The sequence below is a fragment of the Desulfurococcus sp. genome (assembly GCF_038881575.1).
In the GTDB taxonomy this organism is placed as follows: Archaea; Thermoproteota; Thermoprotei_A; order Sulfolobales; family Desulfurococcaceae; genus Desulfurococcus.
Genome location: NZ_JAVZPN010000006.1, coordinates 71,754 through 97,174, shown reverse-complemented (window position 1 = coordinate 97,174; position 25,421 = coordinate 71,754). Strand labels below are relative to the sequence as shown.

Annotated in this window: 18 protein-coding genes; 4 read left to right on the top strand and 14 right to left on the bottom strand. The window is 44.5% G+C overall.

The features are described 5' to 3' along the window. Window positions 1-2: 2 nt before the first annotated feature. On the bottom strand, window positions 3-1,571 hold the full coding sequence (locus tag QXV08_RS06965; RefSeq protein WP_342785394.1) for a PINc/VapC family ATPase: 1,569 nt from the start codon (window positions 1,569-1,571) through the stop codon (window positions 3-5). A gap of 119 nt (window positions 1,572-1,690) precedes the next feature. Here QXV08_RS06965 and QXV08_RS06960 point away from each other — a divergent pair, with 119 nt between their 5' ends. Next, a complete protein-coding gene (locus QXV08_RS06960; RefSeq protein WP_342821436.1) occupies window positions 1,691-3,208 on the top strand; it encodes a metallophosphoesterase family protein in 1,518 nt (505 codons plus the stop codon). On the opposite strand, the gene QXV08_RS06955 is transcribed toward QXV08_RS06960, so the two are convergent. The 5 genes from QXV08_RS06955 to QXV08_RS06935 all read right to left on the bottom strand — a co-directional run bounded on the left by QXV08_RS06955 (window position 3,209) and on the right by QXV08_RS06935 (window position 10,511). Then, on the bottom strand, window positions 3,209-4,540 hold the full coding sequence (locus QXV08_RS06955) for a cyclic 2,3-diphosphoglycerate synthase (RefSeq protein ID WP_342821435.1): 1,332 nt from the start codon (window positions 4,538-4,540) through the stop codon (window positions 3,209-3,211). 128 nt (window positions 4,541-4,668) lie between these two features. Next, window positions 4,669-7,161 (bottom strand): phosphoenolpyruvate synthase, encoded by a 2,493-nt coding sequence (ppsA, locus tag QXV08_RS06950; RefSeq protein ID WP_342821434.1) that lies wholly within the window; start codon window positions 7,159-7,161, stop codon window positions 4,669-4,671. Between the two features lie 156 nt (window positions 7,162-7,317). Next, window positions 7,318-8,826: an acetyl-CoA carboxylase biotin carboxylase subunit family protein gene (locus QXV08_RS06945; protein WP_342785386.1), complete on the bottom strand. Its 1,509-nt coding sequence runs from the start codon at window positions 8,824-8,826 to the stop codon at window positions 7,318-7,320. A gap of 173 nt (window positions 8,827-8,999) precedes the next feature. Further along, on the bottom strand, window positions 9,000-10,232 hold the full coding sequence (locus tag QXV08_RS06940; protein WP_342821433.1) for a M20 family metallopeptidase: 1,233 nt from the start codon (window positions 10,230-10,232) through the stop codon (window positions 9,000-9,002). A 45-nt stretch (window positions 10,233-10,277) separates the two neighbouring features. Beyond that, entirely contained in the window at window positions 10,278-10,511 is a 234-nt protein-coding gene (locus tag QXV08_RS06935) for a ferredoxin (RefSeq protein WP_012608295.1), read from the bottom strand. 269 nt (window positions 10,512-10,780) lie between these two features. Between QXV08_RS06935 and QXV08_RS06930 the strand changes: the two genes are divergently transcribed. Then, window positions 10,781-11,575, top strand: a complete 795-nt coding sequence (locus QXV08_RS06930) for a cation transporter (protein WP_404991078.1) — start codon at window positions 10,781-10,783, stop codon at window positions 11,573-11,575. Here QXV08_RS06930 and QXV08_RS06925 read toward each other — a convergent pair. The 4 genes from QXV08_RS06925 to QXV08_RS06910 form a co-directional block, all read right to left on the bottom strand. Beyond that, window positions 11,565-12,176, bottom strand: coding sequence for a MarC family protein (locus tag QXV08_RS06925; RefSeq protein WP_342786251.1), 612 nt, complete (start codon window positions 12,174-12,176; stop codon window positions 11,565-11,567). The two genes, QXV08_RS06930 and QXV08_RS06925, sit on opposite strands and share 11 nt — an antisense overlap. Before the next feature lie 6 nt (window positions 12,177-12,182). Continuing rightward, window positions 12,183-13,514, bottom strand: a complete 1,332-nt coding sequence (locus QXV08_RS06920; RefSeq protein WP_342821431.1) for a dihydroorotase family protein — start codon at window positions 13,512-13,514, stop codon at window positions 12,183-12,185. A gap of 163 nt (window positions 13,515-13,677) precedes the next feature. Continuing rightward, window positions 13,678-16,593, bottom strand: a complete 2,916-nt coding sequence (gene leuS / locus QXV08_RS06915) for a leucine--tRNA ligase (RefSeq protein WP_342788402.1) — start codon at window positions 16,591-16,593, stop codon at window positions 13,678-13,680. A 79-nt stretch (window positions 16,594-16,672) separates the two neighbouring features. Beyond that, a complete protein-coding gene (locus QXV08_RS06910; protein ID WP_342786248.1) occupies window positions 16,673-17,827 on the bottom strand; it encodes an MFS transporter in 1,155 nt (384 codons plus the stop codon). Window positions 17,828-17,935: 108 nt separating this feature from the next. Between QXV08_RS06910 and lysS the strand changes: the two genes are divergently transcribed. Beyond that, a complete protein-coding gene (lysS, locus tag QXV08_RS06905) occupies window positions 17,936-19,576 on the top strand; it encodes a lysine--tRNA ligase (RefSeq protein ID WP_342786247.1) in 1,641 nt (546 codons plus the stop codon). A gap of 86 nt (window positions 19,577-19,662) precedes the next feature. On the opposite strand, the gene QXV08_RS06900 is transcribed toward lysS, so the two are convergent. The 4 genes from QXV08_RS06900 to QXV08_RS06885 form a co-directional block, all read right to left on the bottom strand. After that, window positions 19,663-20,601: an ABC transporter permease subunit gene (locus QXV08_RS06900; RefSeq protein ID WP_342786246.1), complete on the bottom strand. Its 939-nt coding sequence runs from the start codon at window positions 20,599-20,601 to the stop codon at window positions 19,663-19,665. Next, entirely contained in the window at window positions 20,602-21,723 is a 1,122-nt protein-coding gene (locus tag QXV08_RS06895) for an ABC transporter permease subunit (RefSeq protein ID WP_342786245.1), read from the bottom strand. It abuts the gene before it with no gap. Window position 21,724: 1 nt separating this feature from the next. Further along, on the bottom strand, window positions 21,725-23,236 hold the full coding sequence (locus tag QXV08_RS06890; RefSeq protein ID WP_342786244.1) for an ATP-binding cassette domain-containing protein: 1,512 nt from the start codon (window positions 23,234-23,236) through the stop codon (window positions 21,725-21,727). A 104-nt stretch (window positions 23,237-23,340) separates the two neighbouring features. Further along, window positions 23,341-24,726: a BMP family ABC transporter substrate-binding protein gene (locus QXV08_RS06885; RefSeq protein ID WP_342786243.1), complete on the bottom strand. Its 1,386-nt coding sequence runs from the start codon at window positions 24,724-24,726 to the stop codon at window positions 23,341-23,343. Window positions 24,727-24,906: 180 nt separating this feature from the next. Here QXV08_RS06885 and QXV08_RS06880 point away from each other — a divergent pair, with 180 nt between their 5' ends. Beyond that, window positions 24,907-25,401, top strand: a complete 495-nt coding sequence (locus tag QXV08_RS06880; RefSeq protein ID WP_342786242.1) for a small multi-drug export protein — start codon at window positions 24,907-24,909, stop codon at window positions 25,399-25,401. The last annotated feature ends 20 nt before the right edge of the window (window positions 25,402-25,421 follow it).

Genomic DNA, 25,421 nt, shown 5'->3' with positions numbered 1-25,421 from the left:
GTTTACTCCTCCACCTTAACTCTCACAGGTATATTATACTTTTCCTCAAGCTTCCTAAGCCTCTTAATCCTTCTATTATACTTCTTTAAGTCCTGTCTTGATAAAGTGATCACTATGTCACCATTTTCCATTCTCACATCTGCCTCAGGCATGATCTTACCGATCTCCTCAATAATCTTCTCATGGATACCCTGCTTACCACGTAGCTTTTTAACTGGTACCACTATCGTCTGCTCACCGAAAGTGTATATTTCATACTCTAGCTCACCGGTGAGGAAGTCCTTCACCTCTATCACCGGCCTCGATAACTCTGCCTCGCGTAATCCAGTTGGCAGTTTCACAGTCATCTTGACCTCGTATACCTTGTCTACCTGTCCATTCTTAATGAAGATCACAGTATCTATTATTGAGGGAATCATTCCGAGTTCAACCCTTCCAATGAACCTCTGGATAGCGTCTATAGGTGTCGTGGCGTGTACAACCCCAATCATTCCTATCCCAGCTAGTCTTAGATCAGCGAATAGCTTGAAGTCTTCATCATTCCTCATCTCATCAAAGACTGTGTAATCAGGCCTCGATAACAATAAGATGTCATGTAATTCCCCTGTGTCAGCGTAGTGCTTGCTATACTGGGTTATATCTGGTGGAAGTATCATGTCCCTAGGCGACTCAATAGTCTTCACAACCTTATTCATCCTCATGTAATACTCTGCCAGGGCTTGAGCAAAGGTCGTCTTACCCATCCCTGGTGCACCGGCTATGAGTATGCCCTCAGCCCTTTCATTGAGCCTTTTAACCAGCTCTGAGGGGAGATTATAGTCCTCCAGCCTCAGCTTCTTCAAGGGCCTCACAGCCGTGATCTCCCATCCATCGCTTAAAGGGGGCCTCGTTATAACTATCCTGTAGGCTCCCAGCTGGACTATAGTGGAGCCGGCTCGATCTATCTCTATGAAGGCATCACTTCTACTCCTAGTAGCCTCTATTATCTCATTAGCCATCTGCTCGATCTCCTGCCTGGTTAACGGGGTGTCACTTAGCTTCACGAATTTCCACTCGCCCGGCTTACCAATCTTGGCTACTGGTACCACCCCTTCCTTTAAGTGCACGCTCATAGTGTTCTCGGAAAAGTATTTCTCGAAACCTAGTCTTCCACGCTCCCTATCCTTGACCAACACAACCTGTATGCCCATGGACTTAGCAACTTGGTACTGTAGCTCATTACCCGTTATTAATACACCGTTAGCAGAGTAAGCATACTCCCTTATAAGGGAGTTTACCTCGCCAATCAATTGCTCCTCGTCTTCAATGAACCCCCTAAGCCTTTCACCAGTGAACTCGAGTTTAATTATCCCTGTATCACTGTATTGCCGCAACCTGCGGAGTTCCTCGAGCCCTGCGTAACCTACAACCCTGCCTTTCGAGGCACTGTACTCTAACAGTTGGAGTATAGCTCTATGGATAACTATTCTACCGCCAACACTTCCCTCATCAATCAACCTGGATACGGCTCCCTGTGTAAGAGCCGTTAGATCTGGTACATATATGGTTTCACCAGCAATTCTCAGAGCCACTTTTTACACCGGTGTTAAACCCGCTTACCTACTTCCATCATATTCCAAGAATAGATTTAATTAACTTATATACCTGCCTCTCTATAAAGGATTATAACTCGGTTAAGGAGCGTGATACATTGAATAAATGGACTATGTGCATTCTGATTATTCTGGTATCACTACTTATCCTGCCAGCTACAACACCTCTTTTAAATGCTGATGCATCAACCATGGTGTCATTATACGTGAAAACCCGTGTCGTGATCCCGGGCAACCTACCATGGTATCCACTAATAGTGATTGGTGACAATAGGCCCTCGGATGTGAACGCCGTGGATCCACCAGAGGTATTCTACCAGGCTGTAAACGAGGCAGAGAATGCTCTCCCACTAGCCGTGATAGGACTTGGAGATCACGTGGGATTAGGTACACCTGAACAGTATAATAAATTATATGGAATCCTTAATAAGACCCGTTTAGAAAACATCTGGATGATACCTGGAAACCATGACGTAACCTACAGTGGATTAAATGGCACAGGCATCGATCTATGGAGACAGTATATAGGACCGGACAATATCACTATTGACGATATACCCGGGTGGAGAATAGCCCTCATTGATTCCGAGGCAGATATAACTACGTGGGATAACCAGGTTAAGGCCGCATATAATTACACCAAGGGTAATCACCTAATACTTGGATTCCATAGACCCCTTTATCCAAATGTAAACCATAACCTGAAACCAGGATATGATACCGTGTTATTGAATTACATGAATAACTATGGATGGCCAGCCCTAGTGCTACAAGCACACTTCCATGCATGGGTTGAATATAGTTACAATAATACAGGATTCCTCATAGTGGGTAGTGCTGGCGCCCCATTATATTCCTGTAGCGATGTAGTAACATCTGGCGCCGAATGCAGCAGTGTATACCACTACCTAGTATTAATCCTTTATCCTAATGGAACATACACGTATACCCCAATAGCACTGGGTGAGGGCAGCGGGACACTAAAAGTGATACCATTGAATGCAACAGCTTATTCGGTGGTTAACTCGAAGAAAAACATATATGGGGAACCAGTCGAATATCCTGTGAGGCTACGCTTTACAGCAGGGAAGACACTGATAAACATTGTAGCCAAGATACCGGCGTCGGCCAGCGTGGTATTTTCAATAGATCCCGTTGCACATAGGCTAAATATCTCTCAAAACCTGGATTACTATGTGTATATTATGCAGGGAACTAGTGGTCAACCAATAGTTATCAATGGTATACCTGGAGGACTAGACTTATCACAGTTTATTCAAGGTGGAGAAATCTCTGTAGAGACACCTAGCCAGGTAGTGAAAACTGAAACAGTGACATCAACCACTATCGCATACATCACTAGAACAGTGACTAAGCCGACAACAATAATTGAGACAACCACCGTGACCCAGCCCACTACAATATATACAACGATATCTATTGTAGAGACGCAAAAGACAACATGGACAACCACGGTGACCAACACCATAACAATAACCGAGACGTTTACGGAGAGAATTAGTAGCAGTGGAGAAGGCTACATCTACTTAGTGATAGTGTTGGCAACGGTATTCCTGACTGGACTAGTATATGTTTTAACCAGGAAAAAGACGTAGCTACAAGACTTTTTTCCTCGCCTTCTCCATAAACATGTCAACATACTCGCTTATCGTGGGTCCCTCAACAATCTTCAGCTTAAACTCTACTCTTACAACTGGTTTATCCAGTTTTATAAGCCTGGTTATATCTGAGGGCGTTCCAAGTACAACAGCATCTACTGGAGCCCTCCTTATGGTTTCCTCAAGCTCCTTTAATTGTTCTGGTCTATACCCTGTGCTCGGGAGAACTGGGCCCATATGCGGGTACTCCTCATATATTTTCTGGAAGAAGCTGGTTGCGAATGACCGTGGATCAACTGGTTGAGCCCCATGCTTCAATGCTGCTACGTAGCCAGCTGCATATGATGCTCCGCCATGCGTTACAGTTGGCGAGTCCTCAATAACTAATACCTTTTTGCCCTCGATCAGCTTGGGGTTATCTACTGTGACAACGCTTTCTCCCAGGCTTATATATGCATTAGGGTTCCTGTTCTTTATGTTCTCCTTTATTTTCTCAACAGCCCCTGGCCTGGCTTGATCAACCTTGTTGATTATTACTGCGTCACACATCCTAAGGTTTATCTCGCCTGGGAACGATGAAACCTCTATACCGGGCCTCATAGCGTCTGCAACAGTCACCATGAAGTCTGGCTTATAGAATGGCCAGTCATTATTGCCTCCATCCCATAATATTACGTCATTCTCGGATTCGAGTACCCTAAGTATCCTGCCATAGTCAACTCCGGCGTAAACCGGGAACCCTAGCCTCAGGTAGTGCTCGTATTCCTCCCTCTCCTCTATTGTTGCATTATACCTATCCAGGTCCTCAAAGCTGTGAAAACTCTGGACAACTGATTTCTCTAGATCCCCGTACGGCATGGGATGCCTGACCACTCCAACCCTTAATCCCCGTCTCTTCAATTCAAGGGCTATTTCCCTTGAAACCATGCTTTTACCAGCACCTGTTTTAACACCTGTAACAGCTATGAGAGGCTTTATACTCTCAAGCATGGTGTCCATGGGACCCAGGATCTTGAAGGTTAACCCTAGGGATGTAACACGGGAGAGGATTGAGCCTAGTTCACTATAAGTTAAATCACTGTACGCTAGTACAGCTTCTTCCACCCCATACGTCTTAACTATCTCCTCCAGGTAATCCATACTTAGAATTGGAATACCATCAGGATATAATGACCCAGCTAGCGATGGCGGATAGCGCCTACCCGAGATACCTGGTATCTGGGTCTGGAGGAATGCTACGACCCTATAGTTAGGGTTATCCCTATAGAACACGTTGAAGTTGTGGAAGTCTCTTCCACTAGCCCCCAGTATAACTACCTTCCTGACCATGGTTCCACCAGGAAATAATATAGAGATAGTATATGCTATATAAACATTTAGAAAACATATTTAGATTAATTATTAGTATTGATTACCGGCTGGCCTGAGTTAGGGATTAAATAATTTTTAGGAAAAAATTACTCAAAGTCCTTCAGCTTCTCAATTATCTTGTTCAACCTCTCTAACATGATCTTTCTCTCAATACTCGCCACTAGCCTCCTGGTTGATACCACTGCATCGGGATTGACACTTATACTGTCTATTCCTAGCCTTACCAGGAACTCCACTATCTCTGGGTATACACTTGGAGCTTGCCCGCAAATGCTTACAGTGGCTCCCTTGCTATGAGCCTTCTCAATTATCATTCTAATCGCTTCTAGTACAGCTGGGTCTCTCTCATCAAAGTAGCCCATTTCAGCGAGTATATTACTGTCTCTGTCTGCACCAAGCACCAGTTGTGTGAGATCGTTGCTGCCAATGCTGAAGCCGTCGACGTACTCAGCAAACTTGTCAGCTAGTAGCGCTATGCTTGGCACTTCAGCCATAGCCCAGACTTTGAAGTCCTTACTCCTCTTTAATCCCTCCTCCTCCATTATCTTAATGGCTCTCTCAAGCTCCCATGTTGTCCTGACGAATGGGAACATTACCCATACGTTGGTTAATCCCATCTCTTCTCTTACTTTCCTAATGGCTCTAACCTCTAGCCTGAAGCCTGGCTCGTACTTCGGGTGAATGTACCGGCTGACTCCTCTCCAGCCAATCATTGGGTTCCTCTCATCAGGCTCATATTTCTCACCGCCCTTCAGTCCACGATACTCATTTGTCTTGAAGTCACTGAATCTAACTACCACCGGTCTTGGATATATTGCCTGCGCAACTTTAGCTATGCCCTCAGCCAGCTTGTTAACAACTATTTCTGGCTTACCTATCTCGATCAGGTATAATGGGTGATACTGCACCCAGTCAGTGAATATGAACTCTATCCTCATTAAGCCTATGCCATCGAAGGGTAGATCCTTGTATTTCTCAATAGCGTCTGGCTCACCGAGGTTCATGTATATCCTTGTAGCTGTGACAGGGTATAATGGCAGTAGTTGCTCAGGGCTGATGCCTACTGCTGCAACTACTCCCTCAGCCTTTGCCTCAGCCTTCGGTTTTACTAGTTCCTCAACTATACCCTCGTATATTACTCCCCTGCCACCATCAACGGTTACCTCTGTACCAGATTTAATGACCTGCGTAGCGTTACCTGTTCCAACGACTGCTGGAATACCCAGCTCACGGCTAACTATTGCAGCATGACTGGTCATACCTCCCTCATCGGTTACTATTGCTTTAGCTTTCTTCATTAATGGTACCCAATCAGGATCGGTCATCTTTGTTACCAGTATGTCACCCTCCTTGAACTCCATGGCCTCCTTGCTCTTCGGGTCGAATATGACTTTAGCAACACCCGCACCAATACCTGGTGAAGCCGGTAGACCCCTAATTAGTACTTTTGCTTCACCTAGCTTCACGGTTTTACCCTTTACCTCCTCGGGTTTCCTTTCGGCTTCCTTAGCCTTCCTAGTGCTCCAAACTGTCTCTGGTCTTGCCTGCACAATAAATACGTTGGCTGGGAACTGTAGGTCGGAGTCAATCGCCCACTCAATATCCATGTGCTTACCATAGTGCTTCTGAATCAATAGCGCCAGCTCAGCCAGCTTCTTAACCTCCTCCTCTGATAAGGCCTGCTTATCTGGGTTGGCTATCTGGGCTAGAGGCGGATTAATGTTCTCGCCTTCCTCAGCAACCCATTTACCCTTCTGATCATCCCATTTCAAGTGAACATTTTTACCTAGAGCTGGATCGAATGTTATCATGAATATCTTTCTATTGATATGCTTTTCCACTATGCCAAGTGTCTTCTTATCCACAACGAACTCGTCAGGGGTGACCTTACCGCCAACAACGGACTCGCCGAGACCCCAGCTACCCTCTATTACTACGACATTCTCATCTCCTGTTACAGGGTGAAGCGTGAACATTACGCCTGCACTCTTGCTGTTAACCATCTTCTGAACTGTTACACTCATGAATGTTCTCTCATGTGGAATGCCCTGCGCAACACGGTAGAATGTTGCTCTTGCAGTGAAGAGGCTTGCCCAGCATCTCTTAACATGGTATACTACGCTGTCGGCTCCATACACGTTTAGATAGGTGTCCTGTTGTCCAGCGAAACTTGCCTCCGGCAGGTCCTCTGCTGTAGCACTACTTCTAACAGCTACTCTAAGCTTGTTTGGATCCATACCTAGCTTCTTTGCCAACTCGATATAGTATTTCTTTATCTCCTCCTCCACTTCTGGAGGCATAGGCTGGTTCATTATCATTTCTCTTATTTTCGCGGTTGTCTCTTCAAGTTCCTTAGTATTGTTTACATCGAGCTTCCTCAGCATGCCATATATTTTCTCGCCAAGCCCCGTCTTCTCAAGGAAGTACTTAAAGGCGTATGCTGTAACAGCGAATCCAGGGGGTACTGGGATCCCTGCATTAATCATTTCTCCAAGGTTTGCATTCTTACCTCCAACTAATGGGACATCTTCTTTTCTAACTTCTTCAAGCCATAGAACGAACTTATTCTCCTTACTCATTTAACCACCTTTTCGCTCGTCTTCAAGAATACCTATGAGGGATAAAAAGCTTTCCTATATACATCTATTAATAGTATATAGTCAGTGATACATAGGAAACCACCGGTATCTAAGACAGTGTTAAAACACGTATATCGGTAGAATGCCTCTCCCACCTTATTTTCTCCTCATCCTCTCCCTTAGCCTGGCATAGTAGAACCATGCCGTCCTCTTTGTTCTTGAAGCTTCCTCCATTATCTTCTCAGCACTCAGCTTACCTTCCCCAAGTATTTTCCTTGCCTCTTTACTACCGTACTCGATCAGGGAGATAGATACGATGGCATGGAGCAGCATTCTTTCTCTGAGCTTAGAGATAATTTCATCCCTCTTCTCCACGAGGAACCTGGTGTTGTAGATCCCGTTTTCAACATCCTTTGAATCAAGGATCTCCCTTAACATTGGTATATTGGTGTGCACCCCATCGATATATATATCACTTAAAGCACGCTTCAGCCTATTTAAAGCTATAAGCCTACTATTTCCCCAGGCAAGCACTTTAACTAGGAGTGTGTACTCATCTCTTACCTTAACCCCGGGAGCTATCCCGGTGTCACATGCTATTCCTAAGCCGTTTGGCTCGTTATAAGTCTTAACTAAGCCGCTTGAAGGCTCATCCCTGAATATGTTTTTATTAAATATCTTGGCCTGGAAAGCCCACCCGTTCAATGAGACGTTTTCCTGCTTTAACCCTATTGTAGAATATAATGCCACCTCAACCTGTTTCTCGACTAGGTCAATCCTGGTGACCGCCTCGGTGACAACGTGCTCAGGGGATAGACCTATGTTTACCTCATTAAGGAAGACACTGCGGCTCCTTGTATCATACAGAAATTCTATTGTGGCGATATTTCTCAGCCTCACAGCTTCCCCGATTGCCAAGGCGTAATTGAGTATTTTTTCCCGTAAACCATTAACCTGGAGTGTAGAGGGAGCCTCCACAATGGTTTTCATGTAGCTGTCCTGGATACTGCATTCCCTCTCATATAAATGGATTACTTTTTCCCCGTCACCAATTAATTGTACCTCTATGTGTTTAACGCTTGTAATATATGGCTCGACATATATCCTTGGATCCCTGTATATTTTCTCAGCTTCCCTGATAAGGGTCTTCAATTGGTCTCGATCCTTCTCACTCCACAGTATCCTAAGCCCCCTACCCCAGTTGCCTTTCACAGGTTTAAGTATTAATGGATAGCCATACGTCCTCGCGAACTCCTCGAGATCCTCTTCGTTTTTCACAAGGCTCCATGGAAGGGTCGGTATTTCAAGCTTCTCGGCCAACGTCTTGACAGCTAGTTTATCACGTGCAAACTCTATTTGACCAGGCGGTGGACCAATGAATATTAATCCCCTACGTACAACCTCCTGGGAGAACTCCGGTTCGCTCTCGAGCAAGCCATACCCTGGGTGTATGGCTTCTGCACCAAGTTCTATTGCAGCCTCAATAATCTCCTTTGCATTCGTGTAGCTAGATATCTTTACCTCTTCAACCATATATCTTCTATGAGGGCTTGACTCGTCATTGCCGACATATACCCCTAAGGGGTGATATCCTTTTTCAATAAGGGTACGGGCTATCCTTACAGCTACCTCTCCCCTATTAGCAATGAGTATTCTCCTAGGCATCACTGACCTCCTTATCTTAACCTACAATATTCTCACGTACTTAATAAAAACAATCCCGAAAAACGAGTTAAAGATGTATCAAAAAAAAAAAGACACGGGGAACCAGTGAATCACCCTGAAGAAACCCACGCCCTTTAGAACGGGCCAGCCCGATTATCTCCCGCTACTCAATTCTAGGTATTCATCTGGGCTTTCTCAAATCTCTTAGCAAAGTCAACATATATCCTGCTAACCCTTACCACATCACTTATCCTAATGTATTCATTAGGTTTATGAGCCAACCCTACCTCGCCTGGTCCATATGATACGGCTGGTATTCCTTTAATTGTATAGTATCTTAGATCCAATCCGCCGATACATATGGTTTTCCTGGGTTCTCTACCAGTGTTCTCCCTTATGGTTTCACCAAGTATTTGAGTATACTTGTTATCAGGTGGGGTGAACGCTGGTGGCGAGGACTCCACGAGTGTAAATGTTGAATCTATATTGAGCTCCCTGCTGACCTGATCAAGTAATCCCTGAATTTCCCCGATCACATCCTCAACACTCTCCTCAACTATCAATCTCCTATCTATGCTGAAACCCACTGTTCCAGGCACTATATTTATCGATCCAGGCGCGATCAAGAGCCCACCTGGTGTAATTGTGGGATAGGCTGCTCTTTCATCCTCGTATAGGTAGTTACTCTTCCTGGAGGAAACCCGCTCCCTATACCTCTTAAGGAATTCCTGTGCGAATATAAGCATCTTTTCGAATGCATTGTCTCCAAGCCACGGTGCTGAGCCGTGAGCCTGCTTACCATGCACCCTTATGATACCCCATACATTCCCTCTATGACCGATATAGATGTTATCTAAGCCGGAGGGTTCAGCTATGATGACATAGTCAGGCCTACTGCCGAGCTCGTTAACCAGGTAGCCCGTGCCAGTCCTACCACCTATTTCTTCATCTGGCACAAGAGCAACCTCGATAATCACACCTGGCTCTCTCCTCTCCTGTGCAAGAGATATGAGGGCTGTAAGTATAGACGCTATCCCACCCTTCATATCCGTTGCGCCACGCCCATATACTAGATCATCCCTGACAACGGGCTCGAAGGGCGGCGTCTCCCAGCCCTCTCCCGGCGACACTACATCATAGTGTCCATTGAATTGGAGTACCTTTTCACCGCTACCTATTCTAGCCAGTAATATGAACCTGGGTTTCTCAGGGTTGAACTCCTTGGGAAGGGTCTTCCTAGGGAATTCATCGGGAACCCTGTGTATTGTCACATGAATACCGTATTCCGATAACTGCTCCCGGTAATAGTCAACCATATCCTCATAGGCTTCTCCAAGCACAGTGGGGAACTTGATACTGTCCACAAGTATCTTTTTAGCTGTCTCATGTATTTGAGAAATAGTCAAGGAGCACCCCCTAAAGATAGGGTTGAATTATGGGTTTTTAAAAAACTAGGCTTTTTCAACATGTATTATTTGAACAGGACAGGCATTAGCTGCATCCTGCGCACATTGAGCTAGGTCATCTGGGATCAAGCCCACGGCTATATTACCTTTCTCTCTGTATTTCTCAACTATCTGTGACTTATTGTCTTCAGGATTCATCTCGAAGACATCGGGACATATTGAGACACATACCATGTCAGATATACAGTTTTCCCTTGGTTCAATTCTCACTCTATACATAGCCTAGCACCACCAATATAATAATCCATCATAGGTTATAAAAATATCGAGCCATACGGGGATAAGGGTATGTTGCTGTTTCAACCGTTTCCCGTCCACGGTTTCCCCTGACCCCTCCCCACGGTCGACCATGGATCTCGGAGACCATGGGTCACCGATAGACTTAAAGGATCCGGCGCTTATAAATTTAAACAAGTAAAGCAAGAAGAGCATTACAATCTACAAAAACCTTAAAAGACCCACAGCACATAGTGCTAGACATGGCTAGGGTGAACTCTTTGAACAAGGTAATCGCGATCTTTATCGCTGGAACCACTGGAAGTATGTTGAAAATACTTGGAGGCATACTCTACGGTAGTAACACATTGTTCGTTGACGCCTTAACAAGCATTGCAAACATGATAGCACTGCTCGTGGTGATATGGTCAAGAAGGGTGACCACTATACCGCCAGACTTGGATCATCACTTCGGGCACGAACGCTTCGAGTATATTGGTATACTCGTAATGATTGTAACCTATGGTTTTGTAGCAGGCATCAGCATTACCCGTTTATATTATGTGAGAGAATACAGTGTGGAACTTGATGCATTCTACTTAGCAGTTGCAGCCATCCTGGTATACTCTATTGCTATATTCTTATCGAGGAGTGCTCCCCCATCTATTAGGGCTTACGGCGCATTCACTATAAGTGAGGTTCTAGAAGGCGTAGTTAGTATTATAGCCAGCCTCGGCGGCGCGCTATACAGCTACCTAGTAGATTATGGAGGCGCCGTATTACTCACCTCCTATATTTTCTACGAGATATATGAGGAGGGGCGTAATCTAGCATCGTTCATGGCTGATGAGGCCCCACCACTAAGCATCTACGAGAAAGTAGTGGGAATAGCTGAGTCTGAGGGTTTCTTGGTCAAATCCATAAGGCTTAGAACAATAGTGCCCGGTAAGTATCACGGGGACATTGTACTAAGTCCTGGAAGCACCAGGTATGAAAATTTGAAGAATTTAAAGAAAAAACTCAGTGAGAACGGCGTGGATGTATGTATAGAGGTGTCTAGCCCTTAAATAACTCAACATAATAGCTATGCAACCCCTGGATAATCATCTCAACTGCTACACCGGAAATAATCAATGCCATGAATCTACCTATAGCGCGTACAGTGGACATGCTTAAGAGCCTTGTCAATATATCGCTTAGAGCTAGTATGAGGAATGTAACACTACAAGCTATAACTCCAGCAATTAAAACCACTATTATACCAGTTGTCTCCTGGAGAGACGATGTCAGCAAGAGTATAGTTGTTATGGTACCCGGCCCAATGATAAGGGGTGTTGCTATTGGTACGACCGCTATATCGCCTGGATGCATACGCTTAGTTCTAACCTCATCACCAAGCATGTCTAGCGCTATAGTCATCAATATTATGCCTCCTCCAACCCGGAGGCTGGCTATTGAGATGTTGAATGCTTCAAGGATGTAGCGGCCTACCAGGGTAAAAAGTATTACCAGTATTAATCCCGCGAAATACGCTTTCTTAACTATCTCAAGCCTCCTACGGCGTTCTAATCCCTCGGTAAGAGACATAAATGTAGGTATAGCCGAGAAGGGATTCATTATAGCTATCAACTGTGTGAAGTAACTTAGCAGTATAATCAAGTAATCCATAATACACTACCTCTTCCTCGGCTTTAACTCACCAATATATGTTCCAAAGCCTTTTTTACCTATGAGCTCATACTTTTCTATGATTACTTCTCCATTTACTATTAGGTAATATGGATAACCATACAATTCCATGCCTTCCCATGGAGTCCAATCAACTTTATGATGATGAGTTGAAGCAGTTATTCTCTTAGACTTCCCTGTCTCAAGAATCACTAGGTCAGCGTGACTACCAATCGATAACTCACCCTTTAAGGGGTAGATGCCAAGTATTTTAGCCGGGTTCCTTGATGTAACATCTATGAATCTAGCTAGCGAGATACGTCTTTGGAGAACACCATATGTAAATAAGAATGGAATCATTATCTCCAGATTAGGGATACCGGCCCATGCCTCCCATACATTAGCCTCCTTCATGCTTCTCGGGGCTGGAGCGTTATCACTTACATATGCATCTATAATGCCTTCATCGAGAGCTCTCCACAATGCATCCCTATCCTCTCTTGTTTTAATTGTGGGGGCTACTTTAAGGTATGCCCCAAACCTCGATGTCTCATCCCTTGTGAAGAATAAGTGATGAGGTGTTACTTCACTCGTTAAATTAATCTTCTTCCTAAGGTCTGCAACGGCTTCAATCCCCTCCCTGCTAGAGAGATGGGCAATATGCACTCTAGCACCTACATCTAGGCTTATATAGCCGACTCTATATATCGCTGAAGCCTCTGTGGCACCGGTCCTACTTGAGTGAAATGCTGTGATACTGTTCTGTGACAACAGCTTCTTCTCCCAGTATCCTATCAATGACTCGTCTTCAGCGTGCACTATTGCGACTCCATTAGCAACAGTCACTTGTTCAAAGGCGTCGGGTAACGTTTCATCGCTTATTTTGAATGGTCTACATGTGAAGAACTTGAACGTTTTAACACCATATCGTGCTAACTCGGGTATAGAATTATAGTTCTTCTCATTAATGAAGCCGCCTGTCACACCATAGTTTATATATGAGTTCTTCCTAGCCTCACTCAGCTTCTCTTCAAGGATTTTCCTGTTATCAACAATTGTTCTGAGAGGCATGTCAACTATTGTTGTTAAACCACCAAATGCGGCCGCTAGACTACCTGTCTCCCAGTCTTCATTACTAGTGTAAGCCGGATCATATACGTGGGCATGTATGTCTATGCCCCCAGGTATAGTTAACCTCTCTTCAGCATCAATGACTCTGTCAGCCTCTATCTCTTTCCTACCAATATAAGTGATAACACCGTTTTCAACATATATGTTGCCAATCACTATATCCCCCGATGGTAAAGGGATGCCGGCATTCTTAACAAGTAGCGTCAACAGTTAAACACCACCTAGCTTTCTAATTGTTTTATCCTGATTGTAAAACTATTTAAATACTGAGACCAAGTAGTCAACCACCCGGCTATAAAACACGGGCTTAAACATTTTCATCCTACTTTACGGCAGAGGACCTCCTTAAAGAAAATAGAGGACTGGTTACTCAGCGGTGATGAATTAATTCAACATATATTGAGGGCTTAAGGGGTAGCGCCTTCTCTGATTTAGGTATTCTTTTAACCCTTGCATCATCCTCCCATAGTACCTCTACATCCACATTGAACTTCCTAGAGTAGTATTGCACCATATACATATAGGTATTGAATTCCGTGGAGCTCGATATCAGCTTTACCTTCTCATTTGGCTGCTTCTTGAAGTAGTTGTAAACCTCGGCTATCTCGACTTCCCTACCCTTCAACCCGTATCTACTTCTCATATAATCCATTATCTCTCTTAGCTGAATGCCATCCAGGGTTTTAACAGCTATCTCTCTCTTCCACTCTGGCGCAACTATAATGTATATCTTCCCTGGCACCCCCTTGACTAATCCAAGTATCTCCCTTATATCTTCCTGAAGGGCTAACGCGTTATCAATGGCCATAGTTATCTCAGGATACCTTGCTTCACGAGAGGTTGGCCACGAGCCTTTAGACAAGAAGCCCTTGCCACCCATTAATTCATTTATCTCCTCTGTTACATGAGGTATCACAGGATTCAACACTGTGATCCAATCCCTTAATACTTGTTTAATACTACAGAGATAGCTATCACCCACTATATCACGGTACTTATCAATCAGAGATAATACGTTGAAGAATGCATTCTGCACATATTCACGTATCTCCATGTGTTCAATATTATTGCTCGCATCACTGACCAACTGATAGAATTTATCCATAAACCATCTTGAGACAACATCATCAACCACGTTATCCCTGCACTCAGCCCTAACAGCGTTTTCAGCGAGCTCTACAAACCTCTTCAATGAATCTACTACGATGGCCACCTCCTTCTCTCTCCAATCCAGCACGCTATCCAATCCGGCTGCCCATGATATGTAAAGACGGAATAAATCGGCTGAGTAGAGTCTAGCGATATCCCTTAAGGGTATTACATTACCCTTACTCTTCGACATTTTGGCTCCTTCACGTATCACTGTCTCGTTCAGGGTTATCATCCTGGGCCAGTGCTCACGCGGGAATATAACTATATGGTGGAATATGTAGAAGGAGAGATGATTGCTTATATGCGGTATAGATGTATGCCTGTGATCAACTGGGTACCAATACATGAATTCAGACCGCATCTCCTCAAGTGCCTTCAATGGCACGCTTGTTTTACTAGAGACATCCACGGGATCCCCTATTCCAAGGAACACGTAGTCAAATAACTCCGGCGTCAGCGACTCTGGTTTAATACCGTATTCACGGATCTTATGCACTATAGTATAGAACGCCATGTATATTGTTGAATCGCTTAGGCTCTCAATAATCCAGTCAGGCGACCATGGTAAAGGCGTGCCAATACCCCTCTTCCTAGCACAGGGTCTTTTATCCAGCCAGTCTACCGTGTCCAGGAAAGCCTTCCTGTATTTCTCAGGGATCACTACTAACTCTTCCTCTATATACTTCTTCACCCTCTCCTTAACGGCCTTCACACCATAGTTGAGGAACCACTGTCCCTTTATCTTGGCTACTATGATTTCACCGCCCGACCTACACTTTGCCTTCCTATTCAACTCATAGAATATGAATGCCTGGTTAGAGTCGATCAGCCTCTTCCTAATAACCTCCCTGGCTTCTTTAACTGTGAGACCCTTTACCAATGGGTCATCAACGATCATTACTCCATTGTAATACTGCTCCCTATATACCTCCCTGCTAACCTCCTCCAAGCGCTCATCTATCTGGCTCCTAATACCTATTTTCTCAACTATTATTTTTGCATGGTGATCACTTAGCCCCGGTACATCGATTATCTTGATAGGCGTGATCGAGTCAATTATCTCAGGGTTTAAGCCGTATTCTCTAAGCACGTCTTTCTTGGCTTTTAACTCCTGGAGAGCCACGTAGTCGTATGGTGCATCACTCGGCTCACTATAGACTACCCCCGTGGCGTTATCTGGATCAACGAATTCAGCTGGTAGAACAATCACTTCCTTACCGAGCGGCGAGACCACTCTTCTACCAACTAATCCCTTACCTGGTATCTCTCTGAGAACCCTTATCTCCTTCTCAGGATGCTGGTGAACCAGTTTTACATATGCTTTCTCCGATACAATTAATACCTCGTCTCCAAAGGATATCTCAAGGTATTTTACATTAGGGTTAACCCATAGATTCGTGACACCGTAAATCGTCTCAGGTCTCAGCGTCGCTGCTACCAGGTACACCTTCCATTCTGGTTCAAGGAATTTCACGGCTGTGTACTCGAGTATCTCAACCGGGTTCACATCAGCATCCTGTATGTCGTCCTCTCCTTCTGGTTGATTATGGAGGAGGCAGTATGTTACGATGTGATCACCCATCGTGATCAATCCCTTCTCATTCAGTTTATAGTATTGCCACGTGACAAACTTGTTGTATATGGGTTCACCGGTATGGAATTTCCTCCTCCAGTCGATACTGTATCCAAGGGCATCAAAGTCTGATTGTATCCTCTCAGCGAAGAACACGGCTAGATTCAATGGGTTCTTAAATGATTCAAGTATCTCGTTAACCTTTCCCTCATCACCGACATAGTATCTTATATACGACTTATACATGTTGACAACGCGTTCATCACCACGCGATATCATCTCTGAAACAGCTAGTACTGGTGTACCCGTTATATGAAAAGCCATGGGATAGAGGACATTATATCCCTTCAGTCTCTTATACCTTGCGACAATATCTCCAATAGTATATGTTCTCCCATGTCCTATGTGCAAAGGCGCGTTGCTGTAGGGGTAGGGTACGGTTATAAAGTACTTAGGCTTCCCTGGTTCCGGGTTTGCCTCGAAAATCCTGTTCTCCCTCCACCTAGCCTGCCATTTAGCCTCTATACTCCTCAACCACTCTAGAAACTCCCTTTCATTCAATCCTAGACACCGTTCCAAGTCTATTCTAGAAATAGAGTATATGGTTTGTTTAAAACTCTATGCATCATGTTAACTCTTCCTAGTCCAATATCCTGGAGATCCTGGAGAATATTATGAGGCTGGAGAGCTCTGTGATAACTATGTATATTACGAGCAATACCGTGTTCTCAGCTATTAGAATACTCTGAATCACACCTCCAACAAGCATTGCTAACCCCTCCACTAGGCCGTAGAACCCATACGCAAACGCCCTTTTTTCAGCTGGTACCAGGTCTGAGACAGCCACTCTGATATTCGTCTCGAAAACTCCCATGGCAAGACCCCATGTAAACGCCATTATTAATGGGTTTCCATCGATAAACACCGTGAACGCTATCCCTGCAGCCATGGATGCCAGTGGGGCTAGGATAGTGCTTTTCACTCCTACTCTATCGTAGAGGAGCCCCGAGGGCACGGCTAGTAAGCCGTCTACCAGCATAGCTATACTATAGAGCAGCGCTATGTAGTCTCCCCTTAATCCTATATTTTTAGCATGGTAGCTGATTATATCCCACGATATAAAGCCTAGGCTGAAAAGGAAGAATCCAACCGTATACATGTAGTAGCTACGCGTTAAACCCTTGAAGCCTAGCATACTTTTTCTCGTTGCAAGCGAACTAGGCTGTGGATACGTAGACCAGGCAATAATAGCTAACACTACAGCTATGGCTCCAGGAACACCAAGCATTAGAAACACTCTTGGATAATCCTGATTACTCGCCACGAGGATCAGTGATGCCAGTAATGGCCCTAACACAGCCCCTGCTTGATCCATAGCTTCATGAATCCCGAATCCAAGCCCCTTACCTATTCCCTCGCTTACCTCAGCTAGTATAACGTCTCTCGCAGGGGCCCTTAGGCCTTTCCCAAACCGCTCTAACACGATAAGTACCAGCACCAATTCCCACCTATTGGTAAACGCTAGAAGCGGTACAACGATAACGTTGATCAAATACCCTGTTACAGTGAGCACCCAGAGTATGATTGGCTTTCTAAGGTAATCGCTTAAAACCCCGCTAAGGAACCTTGATCCATAGCTGACAAGCCAACCTATATTAATTAAGCCTGCCACTATGATGGGGGCACCAAGGATCTCCAGGTAGCTTCCACGTATGGATAACGCCCCCTCATAGGTCATGTCAGCGAAAAGCGATACAAGTCCTAGGAGTACGAATACCACGATCGCCTTTCTCATCACTGCCACCCAACATCATTTTATAACCGCTGCAATGTATTAATGGAGCTGAAAATATATTAATAAGCCATCAACACCACTATCCATTTATGGCATGGTGTATTTGAGATGGTGAGACACTGGATCGATGAGTTGGCTGATAACCTCTACAACGCACTGGCGAAGAGGGGTAAAGAGGTATATGTATTCAATGGTGGACTCTCAGTCTCAGGGCTACAGCATGTTGGGAGACTACGTGGTGAAATAATAATAGCTGAGACGCTCAGAAGGATACTCAGTGAGCGGGGACTCAAGATAAAACAATACCTCACCCTCTACACGCAAGATGCCTGGAAGGGAAAGGAGCAGCAATTGAAACAATTCCCCGATCCAGGTGAGGCAGCAAGATACAAGGGTAATCCATTAATTAGAGTACCTGATCCAAAGGGATGCCATGGCAACTGGGTTGAACACTATTGGAGCGACTTTGGGCCATTCATCAACGAGTTCACAGATGGCAATATCGAGGTAGTTACAACAACAGATATGTATAAGGGCAGGATGAAGCAATTCGTAAAGCTGACACTTGAGAAGCAAGAGGAGGTCAGGAAAACAATCAACAAGTACAGGGGTAGAAAGCCATATCCCGAGGGATGGATACCAATCGAGCCAGTATGCGAGAAATGCGGGAGAATAGATACAACGGAGGCTATAAGGCTAATCGATGAAGACCACGTTGAATATGTCTGCGAGCACTGTGGTTACAAAGGGGTTACAGAGATAAGTAATGGAAAACTAATGTGGAGGATAGAATGGGTTGGCGTATGGTGGACGCTTGGAGTAGACTTCGAACCCTACGGCAAGGATCATGCAATGCCTGGCGGAAGCAGGGATAGCTGTGTAGACCTAGCGGTAAACGTCTATGGGATAAAACCCCCGGAGGGGTTGCCATACGAGTGGGTGGAGTGGAGGACACCCACAGGGCAAATAGCAGATATGGGAAGCAGTGATTTTCTAGGATTCACGCCAAGAGACTGGGTGGAGGTAGCACATCCACATATATATAGGTTCATCGTGTTGAAGACACCGCCGATGAAGAAATATGCTGTCGGATTACACGAGGTCCCCCAGTATTATAGCCAGTACTACAGGGCCGAGAGAATATATTACGGGCTGGAGAAAGCAAAGGATGAAGAGGAGGAAATCATATTAAAGAGGAGCTATGAGCTGAGCTATCCAAAGGGGGCCCCACCAAGAGAGCCTCCCGAGCAAATACCCTATACACACCTCGCTGTTCTAGCCCAGATAATACCGAGGGATAAATGGGTTGAAGAGGGCTTAAAGAGATTGAAGAACATTGGGTTACTCCCAGCTGAGCCAAGTCGCTATGGGGTTCAAAGAGTCCTTGAAACTATTCCAAGAGCGTATATATGGGCAGTTAAATATGGTGGCGAAGCAAACGTATTCACATTGAATACTATTGAGGAGGCCAGCAAGAAGGCTCGGGAAGTACCAGGAGAATATAGGGGGCTATTCATACAATTATATGAGGGGCTCTCAGCATTAAGCGAGTGGAATGAGGAATCAATTAAGAATACAATGGTTAATATAACGGGCTCACTAGAGAAAAACATGGTTAACGACTTCTATAAATACTTCTACATGCTGTATATTGGAAAACCAAGTGGACCTAGAGCTGCCCCATTGCTCGCTCTAATGGGTAGGGAGCAAGCGCTCAGGTATCTCGAAGTATTTAAATACACTAAGTGAGAACCAAGCTTAAACCTGGATTTCAAAATTTAAGTGAATACTAAGAGGAAGGGAAAGAAGAAAAAGCTTTTGATAAAAGCTATATGTTATACCGTCTTTTCCTCCTTATAGTATACCTTACCCAGGCTCGAGGGCGATGCAAATATTCTCCTCAGCTCAGTAGCACCATATATCACCATTACGCCGAGGGCCCCTATAAACGGTATTAGTTTTGCAACGTCAGCTGATACTTTGAGTATAACCATTATTTCTATACTGTATTCTAGGAGTCCGCCGAAAGCGAATGAGAGAGGTATTAGGTATATGGGGTTTCTTCCACCGGCTAAGGCTATTGTAAACGCGAACCACCCATATCCAAGGATATATGACTTTATATCCCAGTATCTCTGCCATGCCAGTGGATTTAATGCAGCTCCAACACCAATTATGTAGAATCCTAGGATACCCGCTACCAGCCTTGTCTTTAATACGTTGACCCCGAGTGCCGAGGCTGCATGAGGGTTTTCACCGCAGGCCTTTATCGATGCACCTAGTGGTGTTTTCTCCAAGAAGACATATACGAGAACCCCGGCTATAATAGATGCGATGAGCAGGGTGGTATAGGTTACTGCGTTGTATGGTAATGCATAGGGCTCAATGCTTCCGACACTCTGGCGTATAGGATAACCCATCATTATACCTAATCCGTATCCAACAAATTGTAGTGAGAGCCCTAGGGCGCCGTGACTGATGGGTAGAGATGTTAGGACCCATGCCATGAACGCGCCAAGCATAGCTGTGAATACACCGGTTAAAAGTATTGCGAGTATCGTTGTAGCTGGATAAGTTATACCGAGGAACGCTAATCCATTATATAGTGTTACAGCGAGATAGACGCTGACGCCGGTTGAGAAGAAGAAGACTCCATCGATAGCCAGGTTAAGTATCCCGGATTTCTCAACTATACTGTGTCCCACAGCAACTAGATACATTGTTGAGAAGGCTGCTATTAAAGGAGCTAGCGCTTCTATAACTGATCCATCCATCTAGACCACCCTTACCTCGTAGTCACGGAGGAATCTAACTATCGTATACACGGCGAGAATCAGGCCTATCAGTAACAGGGTTTGCTCTAGTCCACCTAATCCACCGACCTGGAGATTTATGCCGGCTGTCCTAAGTGAGGCGACAATGTATGCTGAGACAGGTATTAATTTATAATCAAGCATGGATAACCATGCAACCAGTATTGCTAAATAACCGTATCCAGCTGTTTGCCCCTCTATAGGGTACGATAGCCTCAGTAGATCGCTCAGTGTATAGAATGCCGAGGTGAAGCCAACTATAGCGCCTGATATAGTTAAAGCTAAGACTAGTGTAAGACGTGTATTCACCCCCACGCTTCTTAAGTAGTCCGGGTTTGAGCCGAGTATCCTTATTCTAAGCCCTATCTGAGTCTTGTTTAATAGGTACCATACAGTAAACATTATAACTATCATTGCTACCAGCCATGGAAGATAATATATCACCTCGTAAATGAACCCCAGGAATGTATCCATTACAGGATTACCTGTGAACGTTCTCTCTAAACCGGTAACATATAACCTGTATATACCGGGTATTTCATCAGTCCTATTATAACCATATACATGCGTGCCTTTGAGGGGGCCTATCACCAGGATGTTTACTACGTAGTATGCAATATAATTCAGTATCAGGGTCACCGGTACCTCGTCTATTTCAAGGTATGCCCTAATGAAGCCAGCTATTGACGCCCAGGCTGCGCCAGTGATCGTTGAAGCAATAATTATGAGCAATATTATTGCGGCGGCGTGTAGTCGCGAGGATGGATTAGGCATTACATATAGTGTCAGTACTATTACCGGTATCGTTGATATGAAGAGCTGCCCCTCCGCTCCAATATTCCATAGTGCACCCTTAAATGACACGAGTAATGCATATCCAAGCATTGTTAGGATAATGAAATCTTTCACGATCGATGGCGACACAAACGAGACCAGTAACGTGCCTAATACTTCAACAGGACTCCTTCCCTGTATAGTCAAAATAGCTGTGAATAACGCCGCACCTATCGTCAGTGAGAGCAGTATTATTAGTATGGTTCCATATTTCAGAGATGTCTTCCGCCTCACTATAAGTATCCGCATGCTACATCACCATTAAGTGCTCTATCTCGCTTCTTTTAGCTGTTTCAGCATTAAATGGACCGTAGACTTTCCCAGAGTTCATCACATATATGGTATCACTTAACTGAAAGATCTCATCGAGGTCTTCGCTAGCGAGCAACACCCCTATTTTCCCATTCACCGCCTTATCCTTAATGATTCTGCGCACCATTACAGCTGTAACTTCGTCGAGGGCTCTTGTAGGATTATATGCTACCAACGCGGTCTTACTGTATTCTAGTTCCCGCCCCACAATCACCTTCATTATATTGCCTCCAGAGAGTATCTTGACAGGTGTTTCCTCATTCCTCGCTAGAACCTGGTATTTCCTCATTACTCTAACCGCTATCTCCCTTGCCTCATCCCATCTAATTACAGCTCTATCTTTCTGAAATAATACGGCAATGTTTTCAAGGATAGTGTTGTCTGAGGAGACACCATGACGTAGCGGTATATCTGGTATGTATCCGACTCCAAGCTGTCTAACTAGACCTACGCCCTTATTAGTTACATCATTGCCGATAATAGTTATTCTTCCTTTATTGACCCTGATTAATCCCATGACTGCCTGCAGTAGTTCTTTTTGACCACTACCCGCTACACCGGCGATGCCTACTACCTCTCCTTTCCTAACAAGTATTCTCGCATTATCTACGATTTTCCTACCATACTCGTCTACTACTACGAGGTCCTCTATGCTTATACAGTTTTCATTAAGTGGCGTAGCCGATGTTAATCTTTCATATGTTATTTTCCCAGCGTCCTCCCCGAACATTAGCTCGCGGATTTTCTCTATACTCGCATCTTCACGTCTCAGGATGCCTGAGAGCTTGCCACGCCTCAACACTATTATTCTATCAGCTATCTCCATGGCTTCCGTGATCTTATGCGTTATAATTAGGCTAGAACCCCCATTCTTCTTAAACGTGTCTAGAACCATGTAGAATCTCCGCCTCTCTTCCAAGGGCAGGTATGTCAAGGCTTCATCCAGGATTATTAGTTTAGCGTTTAAAAGAAAAGCTCTCAGTATTTCAATCATTTGCTTCTGCGTATACGTTAGCTTCCACACCATGGTATCTGGGTCTATTTTCATCCCAAGTTTCCCACTTATCTCCCTGATTACTTTATCCACCCTGGAAGTCCTGGCTAGTTTACTGAAGCCAAAGATGCTTAATCCTATTACGAGGTTCTCCCTTATACTTAACCTATCTATGAGCTGCGGTATCTGCGAAACCATTACAATACCTTGTTTTATAGCGTCTACTGGATTATAGAACACGGTTTTTCCACCCTCAATAAAGATCTCGCCTTCATCAGGGAAGTATACCCCATATAGTATCTTCACCATCGTCGATTTCCCCGCACCGTTCTCCCCTAACAATGCTACTATTTCACCCCTGTAGATGTCGAAGCTCACATCATCCAACGCTACTATCCCACCAGGGAAGGACTTCGATATATTTCTCACAGATACTAGTGGTTTGTTTTCGCCCACTTTATAGGACACCCTATTATTTACTCGTCTTATTGGTATAAATGATAAGAGGGAAGGGGATTAAAAAACATGCTGGGCTCAAATATAATATATAATTAATCCGGTTAGTGTTTAACGACCCATGATACTAGGTAGTCCATGTTCCATAAATCATCGTGCCCGGCAACATATCCCTGCGGGAATGATATCTGTGCACCCTGTGACATACCTTTACAATACGTAGACGTGGCCTTATCGGGTGTGTATAGGCAGTACGCTGTAAACGGCCCTGTGAACGGGTCGAATACCGGTGCTATCGGGTATGGTCTAGTACCTATCTTACCGCCCCAGTCAATGTTTATAGAGGATAGGTTTTCATATACATGCGTTAAGGCTGTTTCCTCTAACGGCACTACTGTGAAGGCGCCTTTCATCTGCCAGTATCTCCTCATAACTAGATCGTATACACTGAGTTTTTCACCGGTTAACTTATCCGTCACCTGTATGCTCTTTAAGATATCGATGTACTTCGGATTTATCATTACTATACTACCATCAGGAGCGATGTCGGCGCCTAGATCCACCGCGCCAGAGCTTAACAGATACCAGTAGTCAACCTTGTCTAAGTTATCCGGCCTATATATCCCAGCCTTTATCTTGGCTAGTATATCAGCATATATTATCTCCCACCTAACGATCTGACCGCTTACAACATAGTTGGAGCCGTACTTCAGCATTGGGCCGTAGTGACTGAAGACGTATACACCATTTGCCTCACCGTACTCCACAACAGCCGTGGAGTCCTCTGTGAATGCAAGTGCATCTACATTGTACTGCGTCTTCAACGTATCCGCAGCCTGCCTAGCCTTCGTAGGATCATACCATGCACCTATCTCTATCACATGCACTGTGATATTCTTACCCAGTGCATCACCTACTTCCTTGGCACCTATAGCGAATGCGTTTAGGTGTCTTACAACCTCAGGTATCAAATACGCTGCAACATAGCCTACCTGGCCTGTTCTAGTGAGAGCGCCTGCCATTAATCCATTTAAGTAGTAGACTTGGTACAGATCCGCGAAGTAGGTACCTACATTGGGAGCCCTCTTATATCCAGAGCAGTGGAAGAACATTACATTCGGATACTTCTTAGCGGCTTCAATGGTTTTATCCATGAATTCAAAGGATGTCGTGAAGATCACCGTATACCCGTTGGCAACTAATCTATCTATTGTTCCAAGCAGCTGATCCTCTGAAACGGATTCAACATACGTTGTCTCAAGCCAATCCTTGTATAATGTCTCTACATATTTCCTGCCTATGTCATGCATGTAGGACCATCCAGCATCCCCAACCGGTCCTACATAGATCCATGCAGCCTTTATCCTCTCCGGTGGTGTATATTGTTTCTGAACCTGCGCTGGAGCCATGGATTGCCCTATGAAGAATCCTGCTGCACCAGCTATTATTACTAGGATTACGAAGACTGCGACTAGGATGCTTGTCTTCATACTATCCCCTTACCTTATACATATATTTCTGGTAGATACTAGTATATAAAAATTTCTATTATATAAAATTTATGTAATAAATTCTCCCACCTTGAAGGGTTGTTTATGTGAAAATTAATAAATAAGCTAATAAGCTGATCCAATTAATTAATTCCACCATAGTACGCGGGGCATGCTTCAATGAATCCAGCCATAGTATTCTGGACAATAATACTAGGCCTAGCCCCTGTGAGCGAGGTACGCGGCGCCATACCGTTTTTCTTGGTGGCTTCCAAGGGAGATGCCTACTCGCTAATATATGGTTTTCTAATAGCTACTTTATCAAACATGTGTGTTCCATTCATAGCATTTCCATTGCTCGAACTACTCGATAACCTGGTTAAAAAACCATGGATACCCTTATTTGTTAAAAGAGCATATGGGTATCTGAGGAAACTCGGGGAAAGGAAAGCACTCAGCATTAAGAGGAGCTCTTATATTGCGCTAATGGTTTTCGTTGCTATACCGCTTCCTGCAACAGGTGCTTGGACAGGTAGTTTAGTGGCATATATACTTGGACTTGATAGAAGGCGATCCATAATAGCTATTAACACCGGTGTCCTAGTGGCCTCGGTGATAGTCTTTACAGCTGCCTATCTAGGGATTGAATTATTAAAGCGGGTCTTCATGCTTTAAATAACTATATAAATCATATG

What these genes read in the sequence shown, in the direction of transcription:
- QXV08_RS06955 (WP_342821435.1), bottom strand. Translation starts at nt 4,540, where the DNA reads ATGGTCAGGAAGGTAGTTATACTGGGGGCTAGTGGAAGAGACTTCCAC.
- ppsA (WP_342821434.1), bottom strand. Translation starts at nt 7,161, where the DNA reads ATGAGTAAGGAGAATAAGTTCGTTCTATGGCTTGAAGAAGTTAGAAAA.
- QXV08_RS06945 (WP_342785386.1), bottom strand. Translation starts at nt 8,826, where the DNA reads ATGCCTAGGAGAATACTCATTGCTAATAGGGGAGAGGTAGCTGTAAGG.
- QXV08_RS06935 (WP_012608295.1), bottom strand. Translation starts at nt 10,511, where the DNA reads ATGTATAGAGTGAGAATTGAACCAAGGGAAAACTGTATATCTGACATG.
- QXV08_RS06925 (WP_342786251.1), bottom strand. Translation starts at nt 12,176, where the DNA reads ATGGATTACTTGATTATACTGCTAAGTTACTTCACACAGTTGATAGCT.
- QXV08_RS06910 (WP_342786248.1), bottom strand. Translation starts at nt 17,827, where the DNA reads ATGAGAAAGGCGATCGTGGTATTCGTACTCCTAGGACTTGTATCGCTT.
- lysS (WP_342786247.1), top strand. Translation starts at nt 17,936, where the DNA reads ATGGTGAGACACTGGATCGATGAGTTGGCTGATAACCTCTACAACGCA.
- QXV08_RS06900 (WP_342786246.1), bottom strand. Translation starts at nt 20,601, where the DNA reads ATGGATGGATCAGTTATAGAAGCGCTAGCTCCTTTAATAGCAGCCTTC.
- QXV08_RS06895 (WP_342786245.1), bottom strand. Translation starts at nt 21,723, where the DNA reads ATGCGGATACTTATAGTGAGGCGGAAGACATCTCTGAAATATGGAACC.
- QXV08_RS06885 (WP_342786243.1), bottom strand. Translation starts at nt 24,726, where the DNA reads ATGAAGACAAGCATCCTAGTCGCAGTCTTCGTAATCCTAGTAATAATA.
- QXV08_RS06880 (WP_342786242.1), top strand. Translation starts at nt 24,907, where the DNA reads ATGAATCCAGCCATAGTATTCTGGACAATAATACTAGGCCTAGCCCCT.